This is a genomic window from Mucilaginibacter sp. 22184 (assembly GCF_052045695.1).
Taxonomy (GTDB): Bacteria; Bacteroidota; Bacteroidia; order Sphingobacteriales; family Sphingobacteriaceae; genus Mucilaginibacter.
In genome coordinates this window covers 33774-52191 of the sequence record NZ_JBQEPI010000004.1, presented here as the reverse complement: position 1 = coordinate 52191, position 18418 = coordinate 33774, and the positions used below count along the sequence as shown (strand labels likewise).

Genomic DNA, 18418 nt, shown 5'->3' with positions numbered 1-18418 from the left:
AGATAGAAATGGAAACATGGTATTAAAGAAGGTACTTAATTATGCGAATGAGCGAACGTTAACAACCTGTGTTTTCACGGTATCAAATTCAGTGAAAACACGGATTGCTCAATACGTAAATAAGTTTCACTTTTATAAAAAGAAGGAAAGCTAAAGCGAAGATATTTTTTCAATACTTAACCTTTACTAAAACCGCTTTTTCTATTAACTGCATTAAAAAAAGAGATTATCTGAATCCTGCCGCCGGCTTTTAAAGCTATGAGATAACCTGTTTGCAACTGACTATGCCGATCATTCTGACTAAAACAAACCATTCATAACATCTGACACTATGAAGTATAAAAATATTGTATGCGCCCAAGTTGATCAAAACAATTATTGATGAGCTTTTAAGAGATATAGGTACCGACAAACTATTAGGGATTCTCTATGAATACAGAAGAAAATTGTATATGATTAAATTGATGTATGCTGAAAACAGGGCCCAGCTGTCAGCAGCGGCAATAGCATACCTGTTTTCTATAATACCGGATCAGGAAAGGCAGAAAATTGAAAGTTTTTACCGGTTAAAAGACAAACAGGCATCACTGTTGGGTAAGTTGCTTTTATTTCAGTCGCTTAACGAATTTGAGGGCGTCGAAAAGAATCTGTCAGCGTTTACTTATTCGGCAAATGGCAAACCATTACTTAATGGCGCCGGTGTATCATTCAACATTAGTCATTCCGGCGATTATGTTGTTTGCGCCGTGGCCAACGAGCAGCAGATCGGGATTGATATTGAAAAAATTGTAGAGATCGATCCTGATAAACTTTCATGTGCGTTATCGCCAAGCGAGCTCGCCTATGTTAAAAAGTCGCAGCGCAAAAATTTTGAGTTTTTTAAAATATGGACAGCCAAAGAGGCCATTTTAAAAGCAAAAGGCCTGGGCATACAACGTGATATGACCGGTTTTGAAATACTGCACAAAGGTGTTTGGTTATACCGGCAGGAGCTGTTTTTCTTAACTGAAATAGAGATCGATCCGACATATTGCTGTATAATGGCTACTACAACCAGGCCCTACGAAATTCAAAAAGACAAGCTGATTCCCGAATTTATAGATGAAGGTTTAATGTGCTGAGGTGATATTAAATACTCATTTGAATATTACTCAATTAACTAAAATTCATAAAATGAAACCGCTGGATAAGATACCGTGACCGATAAAGTTTAAACAGGAATTTATTTCTGCCTGGATGCCTGTTAATCTGAGCAAACCCTCGTTGAACAACGATATGCACGGGAGTTGTACTCAATAAAGTTAATGATTTAATATAACCGATTACATCGATACCTGTTATGTTCCCCATTCCGTCTAACCAGAAAATCATTTGGTTTGATCAAAAACTGTTTCCTGATGCCAACTCATATAATATCAATATAGGGGTGCGCATTAAGGGAAATATTGATACAACTTTATTTGAACGGGCTATAAATATACTTATAGCACAGAATGATGTACTACGCTCCGAGTTTTGCGAAGTGGAGGGTATACTGCATGTCCGCATCCGGGCAGTTGGCGTAGCTTTCAATTTAAATTTTCAGGATTTTTCAGGTCGGGAAAACAGCGAACAGTTTTGCATGGCCTGGATGATTGAAAAGTCCTACCAACCCTTGTCGTTTGCAAAAAATGAGTTCTATTCCTTCGTATTACTTAAAAAGGCTGATAACGAATATTACTGGTATCTGCAGATCCATCAACTTATCGCTGATGCTTATAGCGTTGGCCTGATGATTAGCAAACTGGCCTCTATATATGAGTCACTGATCAGGGATGAGCGTATTGCAGAAATAACAACGGCATCTTATACTGCGTATATTCAGGAAGAACAGGATTACTTCAATTCGGTGAAGTTTGAGCAGGATAAAAAATACTGGACAGCAAAATTTTCAGCCGCTCCCAAAGCCATTTCAGTAGGTATCCGGGATCAAAAAAAAGACCAGGTTCAATCTCAGAACATAAGAAAGCAGTTGTCTATCAGCAGGCCTTATTATAAAAAATTACAGCACTTGACCGCACAGCAGGGAGTCACCACGTTTCACTTTTTTCTTGGTTTACTTTATACTTATTTCGCCAGGATAAACCAAATAACCGATCTGGTTATAGGGGCCTCTTTGTTTGATAATCCCGCATTTAAAAACACATTGGGTTGTTTTTACCGCACCTTGCCGGTGCGAATGGATTACGGAGCTACAACTACTTTTACTGAGCTGCTTTCCTTCATTAAAAATGTGCTTTCAGAAACTACTGCACATCAGCAATTCCCGGCGGGTGAGATCTTAAATATAGTAAAAGCTGCGGGCTCCGATCCCTCTGCCTTATTTGCTATTTCCTTGTCTGTTGAAAAACAAGCGAAGGATATTCTTTTTAACGGATATGTGACAGAAATAATTGATTTACAATGCAATGCAAAAAAAATGTCACTCGCCGTTGCAGTACGAGAAAACGCTGATGATGAGCATATTTATATTGATCTTGACTTTAACTCCATTCATTGGGATGGGTTTTACATCGAACAATTTTTAGAACAATTCCTTTTTTTATTAGAAACCCTGATCAACAATCCGGAACAGGCTATCGGGTTAGTGCAGATCATTCCGGAACAAACAAAAGCTTTATTACTCAGGCCCGGGCCTGTAACCAAAATATCCCCCGGTACATTAACAGCACAATTTGAAAAGGCAGTCAAAGACTATGGTAACAACCTGGCCCTGGAATTTGAGGGTGAAAAACTGAGCTATGCTGAATTGAATAAGCAATCAAACGCTTTGGCACATTACCTGCGCAATCAATTTAAAGTATCATCGGGGCAGATTATCGCGTTCAGTATTCCAAAATCAAACAGGGCTATCATCACTATTTTGGGCATACTGAAATCGGGTGCAGCCTACCTGCCAATCGACCCCGCTTATCCCGAAGACAGGAAACTATACATGCTGGAAGATTCAGGAGCCTCCTTATTACTCGCTCAAAGTGATACCGGGATTCTCTCATTCAAAGGCAAAACTTTATTTGTGGATCAACAGGAATACCTTACTGAAAGTAAAACTGATCTTTTACCGCTCCATGGCCTGACTGATCCTTGCTATATAATTTACACAAGTGGCTCCACCGGTAAACCCAAAGGCGTAGTGGTTAAACATGAAGGCGTGGTGAATATCGTGCTCGATTATATGAGGGCGTTTCATATTCAACCAACAGAACGATGTTTGCAATTTGCCTCCTTATCGTTTGATGTTTCGGTGCTGGATATTTTCATGACCTTATTTTCAGGGGCAGCCTTATTCCCGGTATCAAAAGATATTATTGCTGATTTTAACAGCTTTGCTACCTTCATTAAGGAAAACAGCATCGATGTATTAGTATTGCCTCCTTCTTACCTCCGAAATTTGAACAAGGCATGTTTGTCAAAGGTCCGAGTATTAATTACTGCCGGGGAAGCCGCAATCCCCCGGGAAGAATTACAACTCCGCGACGATCAGGAATATTACAATGGTTATGGTCCGACAGAATGCTCTATATGTGTTACCCTTTATAAAGAAACAGATAATACAAATATCAATGTGCCTATTGGCAAGCCCATCAGTAATATACAGGCATTTATACTGGATAACAATCTGCAATTATTGCCATACGGCGTTCCCGGCGAAATTTTCTTTACGGGAATAGGTTTGGCCAGGGGCTATCTGAATAACCCGGAGTTAACTGCCGAAAAGTTTATCCCATCGCCTTTTGAACAGGGTAAACTGTTATACAGAACTGGAGATATTGGTAGGTGGCTGGCCGATGGCAACATCGAATATTCAGGAAGAAAAGACGATCAGGTAAAGATAAGGGGGCACCGGATTGAGCCCGGAGAGATTGAAGTAGCTTTAAAACTTCATGCGGCGGTACAAAACGTTGCTGTTGTGATAAACGAATCTCCTGAAAACGAAAAGAGTTTGTATGCCTTTATCGTTACACTAAGTGATGTGACAGCTGACGCATTGCATGCCTTTTTGAAAAAGAGCCTCCCGCATTACATGATTCCCGACAGGCTTTTTATTGTACCCCAAATTCCGCTTACTATAAATGGCAAGATAGATAAAAAGGCGTTGTTAAGTAATATCGTATCGGGATCAACCAAAGAATTTGTAAAACCGGCAACTCCAAGCGAGGTTTTGGTTTCTGCCATCTGGCAGGAATTACTTGCTGTTGAACAAATCAGCACCACAGACGACTTTTTTCAGTTGGGTGGCCATAGTTTAAAGGTTGGCCGGTTTATCAACAGGGTGTATAAACAAACGGGTATTAAGCTGGTATTTAAAGCGGTTTTTCAATCACCTGTGTTAAAAGATGTGGCGCGACTGATCGATGCCGGACAAAAAACAGTTTTGACCGAATTTGTAAAGGTTCCCCAGCGTGATCATTATCCCTTATCGCCATCGCAAAATGGCATCTGGCTTACTTCGCAACTCAGTGGACATGAAATACTTTACAATATCCCGCTCGCCTTTATAGTAAAAAACAAGCTTGATTTTAACGCATTACAAAAAGCATTTGATGCCCTTATTAACAAGCATGAAGCTTTGCGTACCTCTTTTACGGAAATTGGCGGGCTTCCATATCAAAACATACAAGCAGAAATAAAGCCCCAAATTGAGATCAGTCATTTTAATAAAGATATAAATAACCAGGTTGCTAATCTGTTAGCCTTACACCTGCATACCCGGTTTGACCTGGTAAACGGACCTCTTTTCAGGGTTAGTCTGGCGTATTTGAGTAATGAAAAATCACTTGTGGTATTCACCCTTCACCATATTATTGCCGATGGCTGGACTACACAGTTATTACTTGACGAACTAACGGAAAGCTATCAATTGCTGATTCAGGGAAAACCGATCAACAACGCCCAACAATTTCAATATAAAGATTATGCCGCATGGCTTCAGAAAATGATTGATGGGCCGGAAGGCGAAAAACAAAAAAGCTACTGGCAAAACAAACTGAAAAACACTCAACCGTTTTCTTTGGCCCGCTACGCCGGTAATAATACGGAGGGGCAAAAAGAAGGTGCCATTTATACGGTCAATTATTCGCCTGAGATAAAACACGGGCTCAAACAAATTGCAGAGCAATCAGGAAGTACCCTGTTTATAATTCTACAGGTCTTATTGAAAATTCTGCTCTTTAAGCTTACCAGGCAACGCGACATTATCATTGGTACTGCCGTATCCGGCCGAACAAAAGAGGAAACGGAAAAAATAGCAGGCTTGTTGATCAACACACTTGCGTTATATGACCAGGTTGAAGGGCATGAAACTTTTGCTGCGTTTCTGCAACAGGCTAAAGCCACGGCCTTGGAAGGATTGGAAAATCAATTGCTGCCATTTGATAAAGTTGTTGAATTGGTTCAACCGGAAACAAACGCGCTGTTTGATGTGATGATCTCTGTGGATGACCAAAAACTGCAAAGCAGCAATGATATTTTCAGCACAACAGATCCTATCCTCGATTTGTTAAACGATGTTTATAATGTAACCAAGTTCAATATCATCTTTAGCTTTGACACCAGTGAACAGGGTTTAGAACTCCGGATACTATATGATACCAGCTTGTTTGCCAGCAGTTATATCAAACTTATAGGCCGGTATTTTGATAACCTGGCCACACAGGTGACCGCCAATACAGCAAGTAATATTGATCATTATGCACTTTCATTTGGCAACGAGCCGGAACTTTTTGACCACCTGGACGTTTCCGGGGCCGTATTTGAATCAACCTATCCGCTTACAACATCTCAGCGCGATATTTATTTAACCAGCGTACTTGATCCGCAGGGTGGTGGTTTACGCCTATTGGCTTACTTTGAGATCCCAGGTTATATTGATGAAAACGATTGGAAAAGGGCCATTGAAAGGGTAACAAAGCGGGAGGATAGTTTACGCTCCGCTCTGATCATTAAGGATACCGAAGTATTTCAGGGAGTAAAAAAAGAAGCCGAAATCAGCTTTGATTTTTTTGATGTGAGCGATCAAAAAATTGATGATCTTAATCTGTTGGTAAAAAAATACTGCGATGATAACCAGGATCTGAACAAACCTTTTTTCAAGCATTATTTATTCAAAATAAATGAACAGCATTTTATAACGGCAACAAGCGCGCATCATATTTTCACGGATGGCGTTTCGTTCAAATTGCTGGTTGAAAAAATAGATGCGGAATACCATTTGATTAAAGCAGAGAAAGCTTTTGAAATTCAGCCGATAGTTCCTTATCGGGAATATGTTTTTAATCATCTAACCAAATTTGACACCCATGTAACCGAACAATTCTGGCAACAACAATTATCAAATACGCAGCCCTTATCTTACGCGGGGGCATTGGCAGCAGATGACCAGATCGTATCAGATGTACTGTATCTTTCCGATGATGAAATGCTGCAGATTAGCAATTATTGCAGTAATCATAAACTAAGACCGCCGCTTTTTTTTAAGGCGATCTATGCATTGCTTGTCAGATATTACTGTAATGCCGATCATGATTTCTGCATCCGCGAAAACCTGGCCGGCCGCAGCAGACGGCAATCAGCTATGATTGGGAGCTTATCTCATTGTTTCCCATTGCTTATTGAACATGACATCGTTAAAAACACGCTTTCATTTCCTGAGCTATGTCAATATCTGAAACAACAAAAAAACTCTGCTAACGAGTTTCAGCATATTTCCCTGTCTCTACAAAACCGTATTATTGGCGACGAAAAGTTATCGTTCTTTTATAATTACCAATATTTCAGCGCACCGGACACACAGTCGGCTATAAGTCCGCTGCAACAGGTTTACCACCTGATGGATAATCAATTGGAGCTAAGGATTGCCGAAATGCCGGATACATTTGAACTCAAGCTCGATTATAATGAACGCATTTTTAACGGAACGAATTTCCTGGCGCGTATCCGCCATATTTTAACACAAATTATACATGATGACCTTCCGCTAAACAGGATTCAGTTTTTAATTGCCGATGAGTTGTCAGAACTCAAAGCTTTTGGTCACCACGCCGGTCAAAAAGCAGAGAAGAATATTCTGGAGCTTTTTGAAGATCAGGTTAGGGTACACCCTGATAACACAGCCATTGTTTTCCGGAATAAAACAATAAGTTATGCTGATCTCGATGCCCGATCAGATATGGTGGCGGCACATCTGCAAAAGCTGGGTATTGTAAACGAAGATATTGTTGCCATAATGGTGGAGCGCTCGGCGTGGATGATCATAGCGTTACTGGGTGTTTTAAAAGCAGGCGCCGCATATTTACCCATTGATCATGAGTATCCACAGGAACGAATAGCTTACCTATTAAGCGACAGTAAAGCGTCCGTATTATTAACACATGCCACATGGCAGGAACGATCAGACGCTGACACAAAAGTGGTCATCATTGAAGATATCAAGGCAGATCGTCTCCCTGAAAAAAGACCGGTGAAACCGCACCAGCTCGCCTACGTCATCTATACTTCGGGAACAACCGGGCAACCCAAGGGGGTAATGGTTGAGCATCAGTCCCTGAATAACATAGCCCGTGCCTGGACACAGGCGTATGGCTTAAACACGTTTAAGGTGTCGCTGCTACAAATGGCGAGCTTTTCCTTTGACGTATTTACCGGCGATGTTATACGGGCACTCACCAACGGCGGCAAACTGGTTATTAGTCCGTCGGAGACCCGTTTGGAGCCAGCATCATTATATGAACTTATCCATGAACACCAGGTAAATATCTTGGAATCTACACCCGCTTTGATCATACCGCTGATGGATTATATTGATGCGCACAGCAAAGACATCAGCTTTTTAAAATTACTGATCCTGGGCTCAGATATCTGCCCTATAGCTCACTTCAGAAAGCTGGTAGAAAGGTATGCCCCAGCGATCAGGGTCATCAACAGCTATGGTGTTACCGAGGCTTGTATTGATTCGGGTTTTTATGAGGCCAGCGCAGATGCATTGCCCACATCAGGCAATACGCCTATTGGCAAACCGCTTGAAAATTATACCTACCGGGTTTGTAACAGCACACAGCAAATGGTGCCAATTGGTGTACCTGGGGAGTTGCTGATAGGAGGCGATGGCATTGCGCGCGGATACTTAGGTAAAGAGGTTTTAACAGCCGAAAAATTTATAACAGCCCCCCATGATCATCAAAGAATTTATAAAACAGGAGACGTAGTACGCTGGCTTCCCGATGGCAACCTCGAATTTGCGGGTCGTAAAGACGACCAGGTAAAACTACGCGGTTACCGTATCGAGCTACAGGAAATTGAAAGTATTGTTTTATCACAACCAGGTATAAAGGAGGCGATCGTTACAATTCACGGAACCGAAAACGAGAAAGAATTGATAGGCTGGTATACCAGCAAAACGGGCAATCCTATTACCAATCTAAAGGGGAGTATAAAGCAGCATTTGCCGGAGTACATGGTGCCTGCACATTTTATTTTGCTCGATAAGCTCCCTTTAACACCCAATGGTAAGATCGACAAGAAAGCATTGCCCGATCCATTGGCATATATAGATGGTGATATCCAGGTAACGGATACCCCGGAAACCGAAACGGAGCATTTACTATTGGCCATATGGCAGGATATTTTAAAAAGAATTCATATCGGTACAAAGGATAGCTTTTTTACATTGGGTGGTCATTCCTTAAAAGCCACCAATGCCGTTGCCCGCATATTCAAGGCCTTTCAGGTTAGCCTGCCATTGAATATTTTCTTTAACAACCCAACTATACAGGCTCAAGCAGCATATATTGACCGGCAACAAAAGGAAACCCGGGAACTGATCAAACCAGTACAGGGCAAAAGTTATTATCCTTTATCGTCTTCCCAAAAAAGATTATACCTCCTGCATCAGATAGAGGGCTCAGAAAATAGTTATAACTTGCCCAATGCTTTCTGGATACAGGGAGATATCGATGCGGATAGGTTAGAACAATGTTTTATTGATCTGATTGCGCGACATGAGATATTAAGAACGGCTTTTACCATGCGGGATGGGGAGCCAGTACAGATCGTTAAAGATCAGGTGTCTTTTAGGATCGAACGCACAACCCCATCTGATAGAGATATAGATCGTATCATCAGCTCCTTTGTGCAAACTTTTGACCTGTCTGCACCACCCTTACTGCGTACCCATTTATATGATTTTGAAGATCAGCGAAAACTGTTCCTGCTGGATATGCACCATATTATTTCGGATGGTGTTTCTGCAAATTTATTGACTGGGGAATTGATCAGGCTGTATAACGGCGAAAAACCGGAAATCCCTCATATCCAGTATAAAGACTTTGCGGTATGGCAAAATCAGTTCCTGACATCCGAAACAATAAAAGAACAGGAAAAATATTGGCTGGAACGATTTTCAGATGAAGTGCCGGTGCTCAACCTGGAAACAGATTTTGCAAGGCCAACCCTAAAGGCCTTCCGTGGCAGGAAAAAATACCGCCAATTGGCCGATGCTATTTGCGCCGACCTGGAAAAAATGAGTAATCAATCGGGGTATACCATTAACCAATTACTGTTAACTATATTTAAGGTTCTGCTTTATAAATATTCGGGTAACGAGGATATTGTTGTGGGTACACCCGTAGCCGGGCGTACCCGGGCCGAGCTGGATCATACACTGGGTATGTTTGTAAATACGCTTGCCCTAAGATCATCCATTTCGGGCGGTAAAGTTTTTAAAGATTTTTTAGCCGGGGTAAAACAAACCAGTATTGAAGCTCTGAAAAATCAGGATTACCCGTTTGAGTTGCTGATTGATAAACTGGATATCAAGAGGGACATGAGCCGCAACCCTTTGTTTGATGTCATGTTTTCCTTTTTTCATGAAGAGCAAGCAGAGCTTCGCCTGGGGGATGCCCGTTTTGAACCGATCAGCAATATTGATGAAAGCAGTAAGTTCGACCTGCTTTTACAGGCTACTAAAACCGATAAGGGAATTGATCTGATACTGGAGTACAGCACCGATCTTTTCAGTGATCATACCGCTTCGCAGCTCCTTGATCATTATGAGCATCTGCTCGGGGAGATCATGCCCAATCTTAACAAAACCATTGGCGAGATCAACATCCTTACACCCGCAGAGGAAAAACAGATCCTGACCAATCTTAACAATACCGCTGCTAATTACCCTGCGGATAAATGCCTGCATCAGCTATTTGAAGAACAGGTTTCCAGGTTTCTCCAAAAAACGGCGTTAGTGTGGAATGGGCAGGAGATCAGTTATTCAGAACTCCATACAGAAGCTGACTGCGTTGCCGCCGCCATACGATCTGCTTTACCATCGGCAAAAAATCCCATCATTGCCGTTCTTCTGGATAGGGGCCCGGAGATCATCGTAGCTCTGCTGGGTATCCTGAAAGCCGGTGGTGCTTATCTGCCGATCGACCCCGATTACCCGGCGGAGCGTATCCAATATATGCTGGATGATAGTACAGCCCCTGTACTGATCACCCATTCGGCCATTAACTCCGTTTTTAATTACAATGGTACGATCATACAAATAGATCGGTTAGAAAGTTTCGGGTCTTATACTGGCGTTACGGTTATGCCGGATGATCTGGCGTACATCATTTATACATCGGGCTCTACGGGCAAGCCCAAGGGAGTTATGATCGAACACCGGAATGTGGTACGGTTGTTATTCAACGATAAAAATCTATTTGATTTTACAGAAAAAGATACCTGGACACTTTTCCATTCCTATTGTTTTGATTTTTCTGTTTGGGAAATGTACGGCGCTTTATTGTTTGGAGGCAAGCTGGTTATTGTTCCAAAAATCGTAGCACAAAGCCCCAAAGAGTTCTTGCGCCTATTGAAAGATCAAAGAGTCACCATACTGAACCAAACACCCGGCTCTTTTTATAATATTATCGAGGAAGAGATGGATCAACCCGAATCAGCTATCGATATACGCTATGTGATATTCGGTGGTGAGGCCTTAAAGCCCGGAAAGTTAAAGCCTTGGAATGAAAGATATCCAAATTGCAGGCTGATCAATATGTACGGCATTACCGAAACTACGGTACATGTAACTTATAAAGAAATAACCAGCCGGGAAATTGCGCGCAACACCAGTAACATCGGCAAACCGATCCCAACGCTTTCATTGGTGATATTGGATCGTGATGCCAAGCTGGTTCCTGGAGGCGTAGCCGGAGAACTCCATGTTAGCGGCGCCGGTCTGGCCCGGGGCTATCTTAACCGGCCTGAGTTAACCACGGAGCGATTTATTGACCATCCTTACATTTCCGGTGAAAAATTGTACCGTACCGGCGATCTGGCCAAAATGCTTCCCAACGGCGATTTTGAATACCTGGGCCGTATAGATCACCAGGTAAAAATACGCGGTTTCAGGATTGAGCTTGGCGAGATAGAAAACAAGTTATTGTTGCACCAGCAAGTAAATGATACACTTGTTATTGACAAAGACGATGATACCGGTACTAAATATTTATGCGCCTATATCGTAAAAAGCGGGCCGCTGATGAGTATTGAATTAAGAAAGCACCTGGCGACTTTTCTCCCCGACTACATGATCCCGGCCTTTTTTGTGATCATGGAAAGTTTTCCTTTGACAGGCAATGGAAAAATCGACAGAAAGCGCCTGCCGCTACCTGAAGGAACAGATCAATCCGCTGCAGTTTATGAAGCCCCTGTGACCGCAGTAGAACAAAAACTGGCCGAACTTTGGCTGAAAGTATTGAACGTATCACGGGTGGGTTTAAATGATCATTTTTTTGAGCTGGGGGGGCAGTCGTTAAAGGCGGCTCAGTTAGTAGCTCTTATCCATAAACATTTTCAGGTAGAGGTATCCATCAAAAATATATTTACTACGCCTTATTTCCGCGACCTGGCTGCATTGATCAGCGATGGAACCCAGTCATTGTACCATACCATTGAGCAGGCACCGGTACAATTGAGCTATCCGGCATCATCATCAGAAAAGAGGTTGTTTATCCTGAATCAGATCGATAACTCCGGCGTCTCTTACAACGTTCCGGGAGTATATGCCATTGATGGCAATATCGACATCGAAAAATTCCGGCAGGCAGTATTAGCCATCACGAACAGACATGAAATTTTGAGAACCTGTTTTGTTATCGAAAACAAGGAGGTAGTGCGGAAGATAAAGGGGGATATCCATTTTGATGTGGCGCTCATTAATGGCGACGATGACGCGCTTACAACTGCTATCAACACATTTATCGAGCCTTTTGATCTTTCCAAAGCTCCTTTAATAAGGGCGAGCTTGTTAACAACAAATTCCGGACAAAATTTTTTCATGATCGATATGCATCATATCATCGCGGATGGAGTTTCTGTAGATAATTTCATTCGTGAGCTTTCTGCTATGTATAGTGGGGAGGCGTTATCTCCATTAAACATACAGTATAAGGATTTTGCGGTTTGGCAAAAAAACTGGCTATCCTCGGCAGGTGCAGGTGCGCAAAAAGCATTCTGGCAATCGCAATTTGCAGACGAGATACAACCTGTAAATATGTCGGCCGACTTTAACCGGCCACTTACCAAATCATATGCAGGGGATGTGTTTAGTTTTCAGATCCCTGAACAACTTATTGCGGATATAAAGAACATCTGTAAGGCAAACGGCGCAACCCCCTTCATGGTGATGCTGGCCGCCTATAATGTCCTTCTTTCCAAGTATAGTAGCCAGGAGGACATCATTGTTGGTACCCCGGTTTCCGGTCGTTCCCATGCTGATGTTCAGGATCTGATCGGCATGTTTGTGAACACGCTTCCTTTACGAAACTTTCCGGCCGGTGATAAAAGCTTTACAGACTTCGTACTTGAAGTAAAAGAAAACGTCTTAAAATCATTGGAAAATCAGGATTATCCGTTCGAGCAATTGCTTGACGACCTGGAGATCAAACGCGACGTGAGCCGTAACCCGCTTTTTGATCACCTATTCACTTACCGTACAGACAATATCAAGGAGTTACAAGTAGCCGACCTTCGTTTAAAAAATATCCCGGCGCCGCAGCATGTCGCCAAAATGGATCTGTCATTAGAAATAGTGGAAGAGGAGCAAGGCAGTCTTTTCGCCGTCATAGAATACGCTACCACGCTCTTCAAGCCGCAAACCATAAAAAGACTGGCCCTGCATTTCAACCAGGTACTGGAACAGATCGTCATCAATCCTCACATCAAGTTAAAAGACATTGAATTAGTTACCGCAGAAGAAAAAGAGCAGCTCATTCATCAGTTTAATTATCAAACCGGTGGCCCTAAAATTGAGGACGCCAGACATATGTATGATCTGTTTGAGGAGATCGCTGCCCGTTATCCTGATAACGTAGCCGTTGAAGCAGGGGCTGATACCATCACTTACAAGATTTTGGGTGAACGCGTAATTCAGCTGGCGGATATTTTAATTAGTAAAGGCTGCGCCCCGGATAAAATAGTGGGACTATATACTGATCGCTCTGTTGATATGATAGCCGGCATTCTCGCTATCCTCCGGTCAGGAGCGGCCTATTTGCCTATTGACCCGGATTATCCGCAGGATCGAATTAAATACATGCTGGAAGACAGCGCTGCCGTTTTAGTGATCACTCAAAGCGAGCTAAGCCAAAATCTTCCATCCGCTGTTAATCAACTTTTCCTGGATGATTTACATGGATCGTCCGAAGCAGTAAAACGTGTCGACCGATCGCCTAGTGACGTTGCTTATGTGATATACACCTCCGGCTCAACCGGTAAACCCAAAGGGGTACAGATCGAACACCGGTCGTTATATAATTTCATTTTTTCTAACGCAGCAATATATAACAACGGGTTTAGCAGTAATGATATCTGTACTGCTTTCAGTTCCGTTTCATTTGATGCCAGTGTATTGGAAATATTTATTCCATTGGCCTTTGGCGCTAAGCTGGTTATCGTTCCCCGGAAAGATGTATATGATGTTCATACTTTGGCAGATATCCTGGTTGAAAAACAGGTTACCTTCAGCTTTGTTCCACCATCTTTGCTTCGCCCGCTTTACCAGGTTTTAAAAAACAAAGAGACATTGCACCTCAATAAATTAGATGTAGGCGCCGAATCTGTAAAGGATGATATTTTGCGTGATTATGCCGGTCTGAAGAGGGATTTGCAAATCGTAAATAGCTATGGCCCTACCGAAGCTGCTATAGTTAGCGCCTGTTATCCATACACCTTAGCAAATATGCCAGGTGGTAACGTGCCGATTGGCAAACCTATTCATAATGTACGCCTTTATGTGGTAAATGAATACATGAAACTGCAGCCGGTGGGTGTGCCGGGAGAGCTTTGCATTGCAGGAGTAGGACTGGCTAGGGGCTATTTGAACAATTCCGAATTAACCAAAGAAAAATTTATTGACAACCCGTTTGAACCCGGACAAAAACTATACAAAACCGGCGACCTAGTTAAATGGCTGCCCGACGGAAATATCGATTTCATCGGGAGAAAAGACCAACAGGTAAAGATCCGTGGCTTCCGGATAGAACTGGGTGAGATAGAAGCAAAGCTGATGGCTCATCCCGAAGTAAAGCAGGTACTGGTCATAGATAAAACAGACAACAGCGGAAACAAGTTTCTTTGTGCCTACATTGTCAGTACTCAACGTTTACCATCGACAGAATACCGCACTTACCTGAGCAGGGAATTGCCAGTTTACATGATACCGGCTCACTTTATTACGTTGGAACGCTTCCCATTAACCAAAAGCGAAAAAATTGATCGTAACGCACTTCCAATGCCTGATACAGAAACCAAATCGCTTAATCATGAATTGGTGGTGCCGGCCAATGCGGCCGAAAGAACGTTATTGGAGATCTGGAAAACCGTATTGGAACTTGATCGCATAAGCGTTATCGACAACTTTTTTGAACTCGGTGGCAACAGCCTGAAAGTGATCAATATGCTCAGATTGGTCAAAGATTCGATGGGGGAGGTCTTAAAAGTAAATGATCTGTTTGATAAACCCACCATCCGGGAGCAGGCTTCTGTCATGTTAAAAAATCATGTAAATAGTATAGAAAACACCAAAAAAGCAAGAAGAGTAGAGTTTTAACCCCTAAAAATAAAATCAATAATGATCATCAAAAACATCGCGATAATAGGTGCCGGCGTAATGGGACAGGGCGTATCCTATCAATTTGCAAAGTATAACTATAACATTACACTGATTGATATTGCCGACAGCGCCCTGGAAAATGCCAGAAAAAACATCCGGAATATTGAACGCCTTGACAAAATGTTGCACAAATCAACAAGCAATGTCAATGTGTTGGATAAGATAACTTTTACATCAGATCTCTCTACCCTTTCCACAGCAGATTTCATTATTGAAAACATTACCGAAAATATAACGCTCAAAGAAACGCTGTACCAGAAAATAAAGGCGCATATAGCCGATCATGCTTTGTTGGCTGTAAATACGTCGGCGGTGTCTATAACTCGGTTGGCCTCCTTTTTAAAGCATCCGCAAAATGTAATGGGTATTCATTTTATGAATCCGGTGCATCTAAAGCCCACCGTTGAAGTGATTAAAGGATATCACACTACTTCTGAAACCATTGATGCCACGCAAGAGCTTTTACAAGCCGTTAATATGACCGGCGTTGTAGTAAATGATATGCCGGGATTTATTTCCAACCGGGTGCTGATGCTCACCGTAAATGAAGCTGTTTTTGCCTTACAGGATGGCGTAGCGGGAGCAGCAGACATCGACAAGATATTCAGGGAATGCTTTGGTCATAAAATGGGACCGCTGGAAACAGCCGACCTGATCGGGCTGGATACTATTCTGTATACCCTTCATGTATTGTTAAGCAGTTATAACGATACCAAATTCCGACCGGCACCCCTACTTACCAAAATGGTCGATGCCGGCTTGCATGGCAGAAAAAGTGGCGAAGGCTTTTATAAATACAACTAAATACATCCAAAAAATCTAAAAAATGACATCATCAGCCCAAACAAACACCAAATCAACGATCAGGGATTTTCTTCAAAAAAGGATAGGCTCTGAAGTAAGTTTTACCAACGAGGACGACATTTTTAAACTTGGCCTTGTCAACTCGCTGTTCGCTCTTGAACTGGTGGTGTTTCTGGAAAACACATTCAACATAACCGTTGAAAATGAAGACCTAAACCTGAACAACTTCAGCACATTGAATAACCTGGAACAGTTTATTCAAAAAAAGAAAAACTAATAATATCCTGACTCATGGATCTGGAACTAACCGCCATACAAAAAGAACTAAAAGCTGAATTTAAAGCCTTTGTGGATAAGGAATTGCTCCATCAGGCTAATGAATATGATAAGCAGGGTTTTATTCCCCAGGAGCTTATTCAAAAACTTGGCGCAAGCGGTTATCTCGGAGCTACCATCCCGGCGCAATTCGGTGGGCGGGGGATAGATCAGATCAGCTATGGCATTCTGAATGAAGAAATAGGCCGGGCCTGTTCATCAACACGGAGTTTAATAACCGTACACTCCTCGCTCACCGCCGAAACCATACTTCGCTGGGGAACAAAAGCACAAAAAGAAAAATGGTTACCCTTGCTTGCCAGCGGCACAAAACTGGCGGCTTTCGGCCTGTCAGAACCTGAAGCAGGCAGCGATGCGGCAAGCATCAAAACAGCATACCAGGAGCAAGGTTCGGGCTATGTATTGAACGGTCATAAAAAATGGATCACCTTTTCGCAGATAGCAGATTTGTTTGTGATCATTGCACAAGGGATAAATGGCATAACCGCATTCGTAGTAGACCGTGATACGCCCGGCCTAACCATAAAGCCCTTGGATGGAATTTTAGGAACCCGGGCTTCGATGTTAGGTGAAATATACTTAAAAAACTGCGAGGTGCCTGCCGAAAACATATTGGGCAAAATTGGTTGGGGATTACAGCAAATAGTAAGTACCGCTTTGGATAACGGGCGGTATAGTGTGGCTTGCGGCTCATTAGGTATAGCCAGGGCTTGTCTCGAAGACAGTATCCATTACACTAAAACACGAAGCCAGTTTGGTCACCTTTTGAAAGATCATCAACTCATTAAGCAAAAAATCACCAATATGATAATCGAAGTAAAAGCAGCCAGTCTTTTGTGCCGCAATGCCGGTTATCTGCGTGATAAAAAAGATCCGGATAGCATTATACAAACCAATGTAGCTAAATATTATGCATCACGAATAGCTAATACTATTGCAGCAGACGCGGTACAGTTACATGGTGCCATAGGGTGTCATGACAGTCTTTCTATCCAGCGCTATTTCCGTGATGCCCGCATTATGGAAATTATTGAAGGCTCAACAGAGATTCAACAGATACTCATTGCCGATCATGGCATAGCAAGTTTAAGCTCCATTTTATAATCAACAGCATGACAGGCATTCAATCTATCAAAACATATACACCCGGCACTCCGTTGCCCATCAATACGCTACAGGAAAAGGAATCACTGAGCGAGAGTGAGTTGGCTTATTTTAACACCTGCGGCATAAATACTATTTATGATTCCGGGGATATTACCAGCTATGAATTAGCCAAAGGCGCCTGCGAAAAACTCTTACAGGAAACCGGAACAGAAGCCTCATCTATTGACCTGATCATTTATTTACAAAGCCGGATGCCCGAGCATTTTATCAGCTCAGAAGCAACCCGTTTACAATATGATATCAAAGCACATAAGGCACTTAGCTTTGCCATATCCAACCTGGGTTGCGCAGATAGCTCGATGGCCTTAAAACTTGCTAAAGATTTTTTGATTGCCAACCGTAAAGCCACAAATGTGCTGATCTGTTATGGCAATAAGTTATTTTCCAATTACCGTTTTCGTTACCCGGTTACCATTATGGGCGACGGTGGCGTAGCAGCATTGATTTCCAGAACAGATGACCACCAGATCACAGACCTGCATATAGAGACAAACGGGCATTACTGGGACCTGTTTAAACTGGAATATCGTGGTAAAAGCTTTGATCAATATAAAGAAGAGTGCAGCGATATCAGAAAGTATGGCTTTGAACTGGCCATTGAAAGTAAAAATCGCTTCAAGGAGATCAACGATTCTATCTTAAAACGCAACGGACTTTCGGTACAGGACATCAGCCATTTTATGTTACAGAATATCTCATCAAGAGCATATGAATATTATCAATCGGCCTTTGATATCCGGATTTCCCCGATATGCGCTATGAATCTTACCCAGTATGGGCACCTGGGAGCCGGGGATATTTTTCTGAACTATCAAACCGGTATGGAATCGGGAATATTTCAAAAAGGGGAAAAGATATTGATCATGAACAACAGTCCGGTAGCCGCATGGAGCACTTTGTTAATGGAGGTTTAAA

6 protein-coding genes are annotated in these 18418 nt (G+C 42.3%); all 6 read left to right on the top strand.

Annotated elements, in window-relative coordinates:
- Positions 1-464: 464 nt before the first annotated feature.
- Entirely contained in the window at positions 465-1121 is a 657-nt protein-coding gene (locus tag ACTJKG_RS10165; protein ID WP_440739125.1) for a 4'-phosphopantetheinyl transferase family protein, read from the top strand.
- Positions 1122-1339: 218 nt separating this feature from the next.
- A complete protein-coding gene (locus ACTJKG_RS10160) occupies positions 1340-15133 on the top strand; it encodes an amino acid adenylation domain-containing protein (protein ID WP_440739124.1) in 13794 nt (4597 codons plus the stop codon).
- A 21-nt stretch (positions 15134-15154) separates the two neighbouring features.
- Positions 15155-16000 (top strand): 3-hydroxyacyl-CoA dehydrogenase family protein, encoded by an 846-nt coding sequence (locus ACTJKG_RS10155; protein ID WP_440739123.1) that lies wholly within the window; start codon positions 15155-15157, stop codon positions 15998-16000.
- A 22-nt stretch (positions 16001-16022) separates the two neighbouring features.
- Entirely contained in the window at positions 16023-16277 is a 255-nt protein-coding gene (locus tag ACTJKG_RS10150; protein WP_440739122.1) for an acyl carrier protein, read from the top strand.
- A 14-nt stretch (positions 16278-16291) separates the two neighbouring features.
- Positions 16292-17440 (top strand): acyl-CoA dehydrogenase family protein, encoded by a 1149-nt coding sequence (locus tag ACTJKG_RS10145; protein ID WP_440739121.1) that lies wholly within the window; start codon positions 16292-16294, stop codon positions 17438-17440.
- Between the two features lie 8 nt (positions 17441-17448).
- On the top strand, positions 17449-18417 hold the full coding sequence (locus ACTJKG_RS10140) for a 3-oxoacyl-[acyl-carrier-protein] synthase III C-terminal domain-containing protein (RefSeq protein ID WP_440739120.1): 969 nt from the start codon (positions 17449-17451) through the stop codon (positions 18415-18417).
- Position 18418 lies beyond the last annotated feature (1 nt).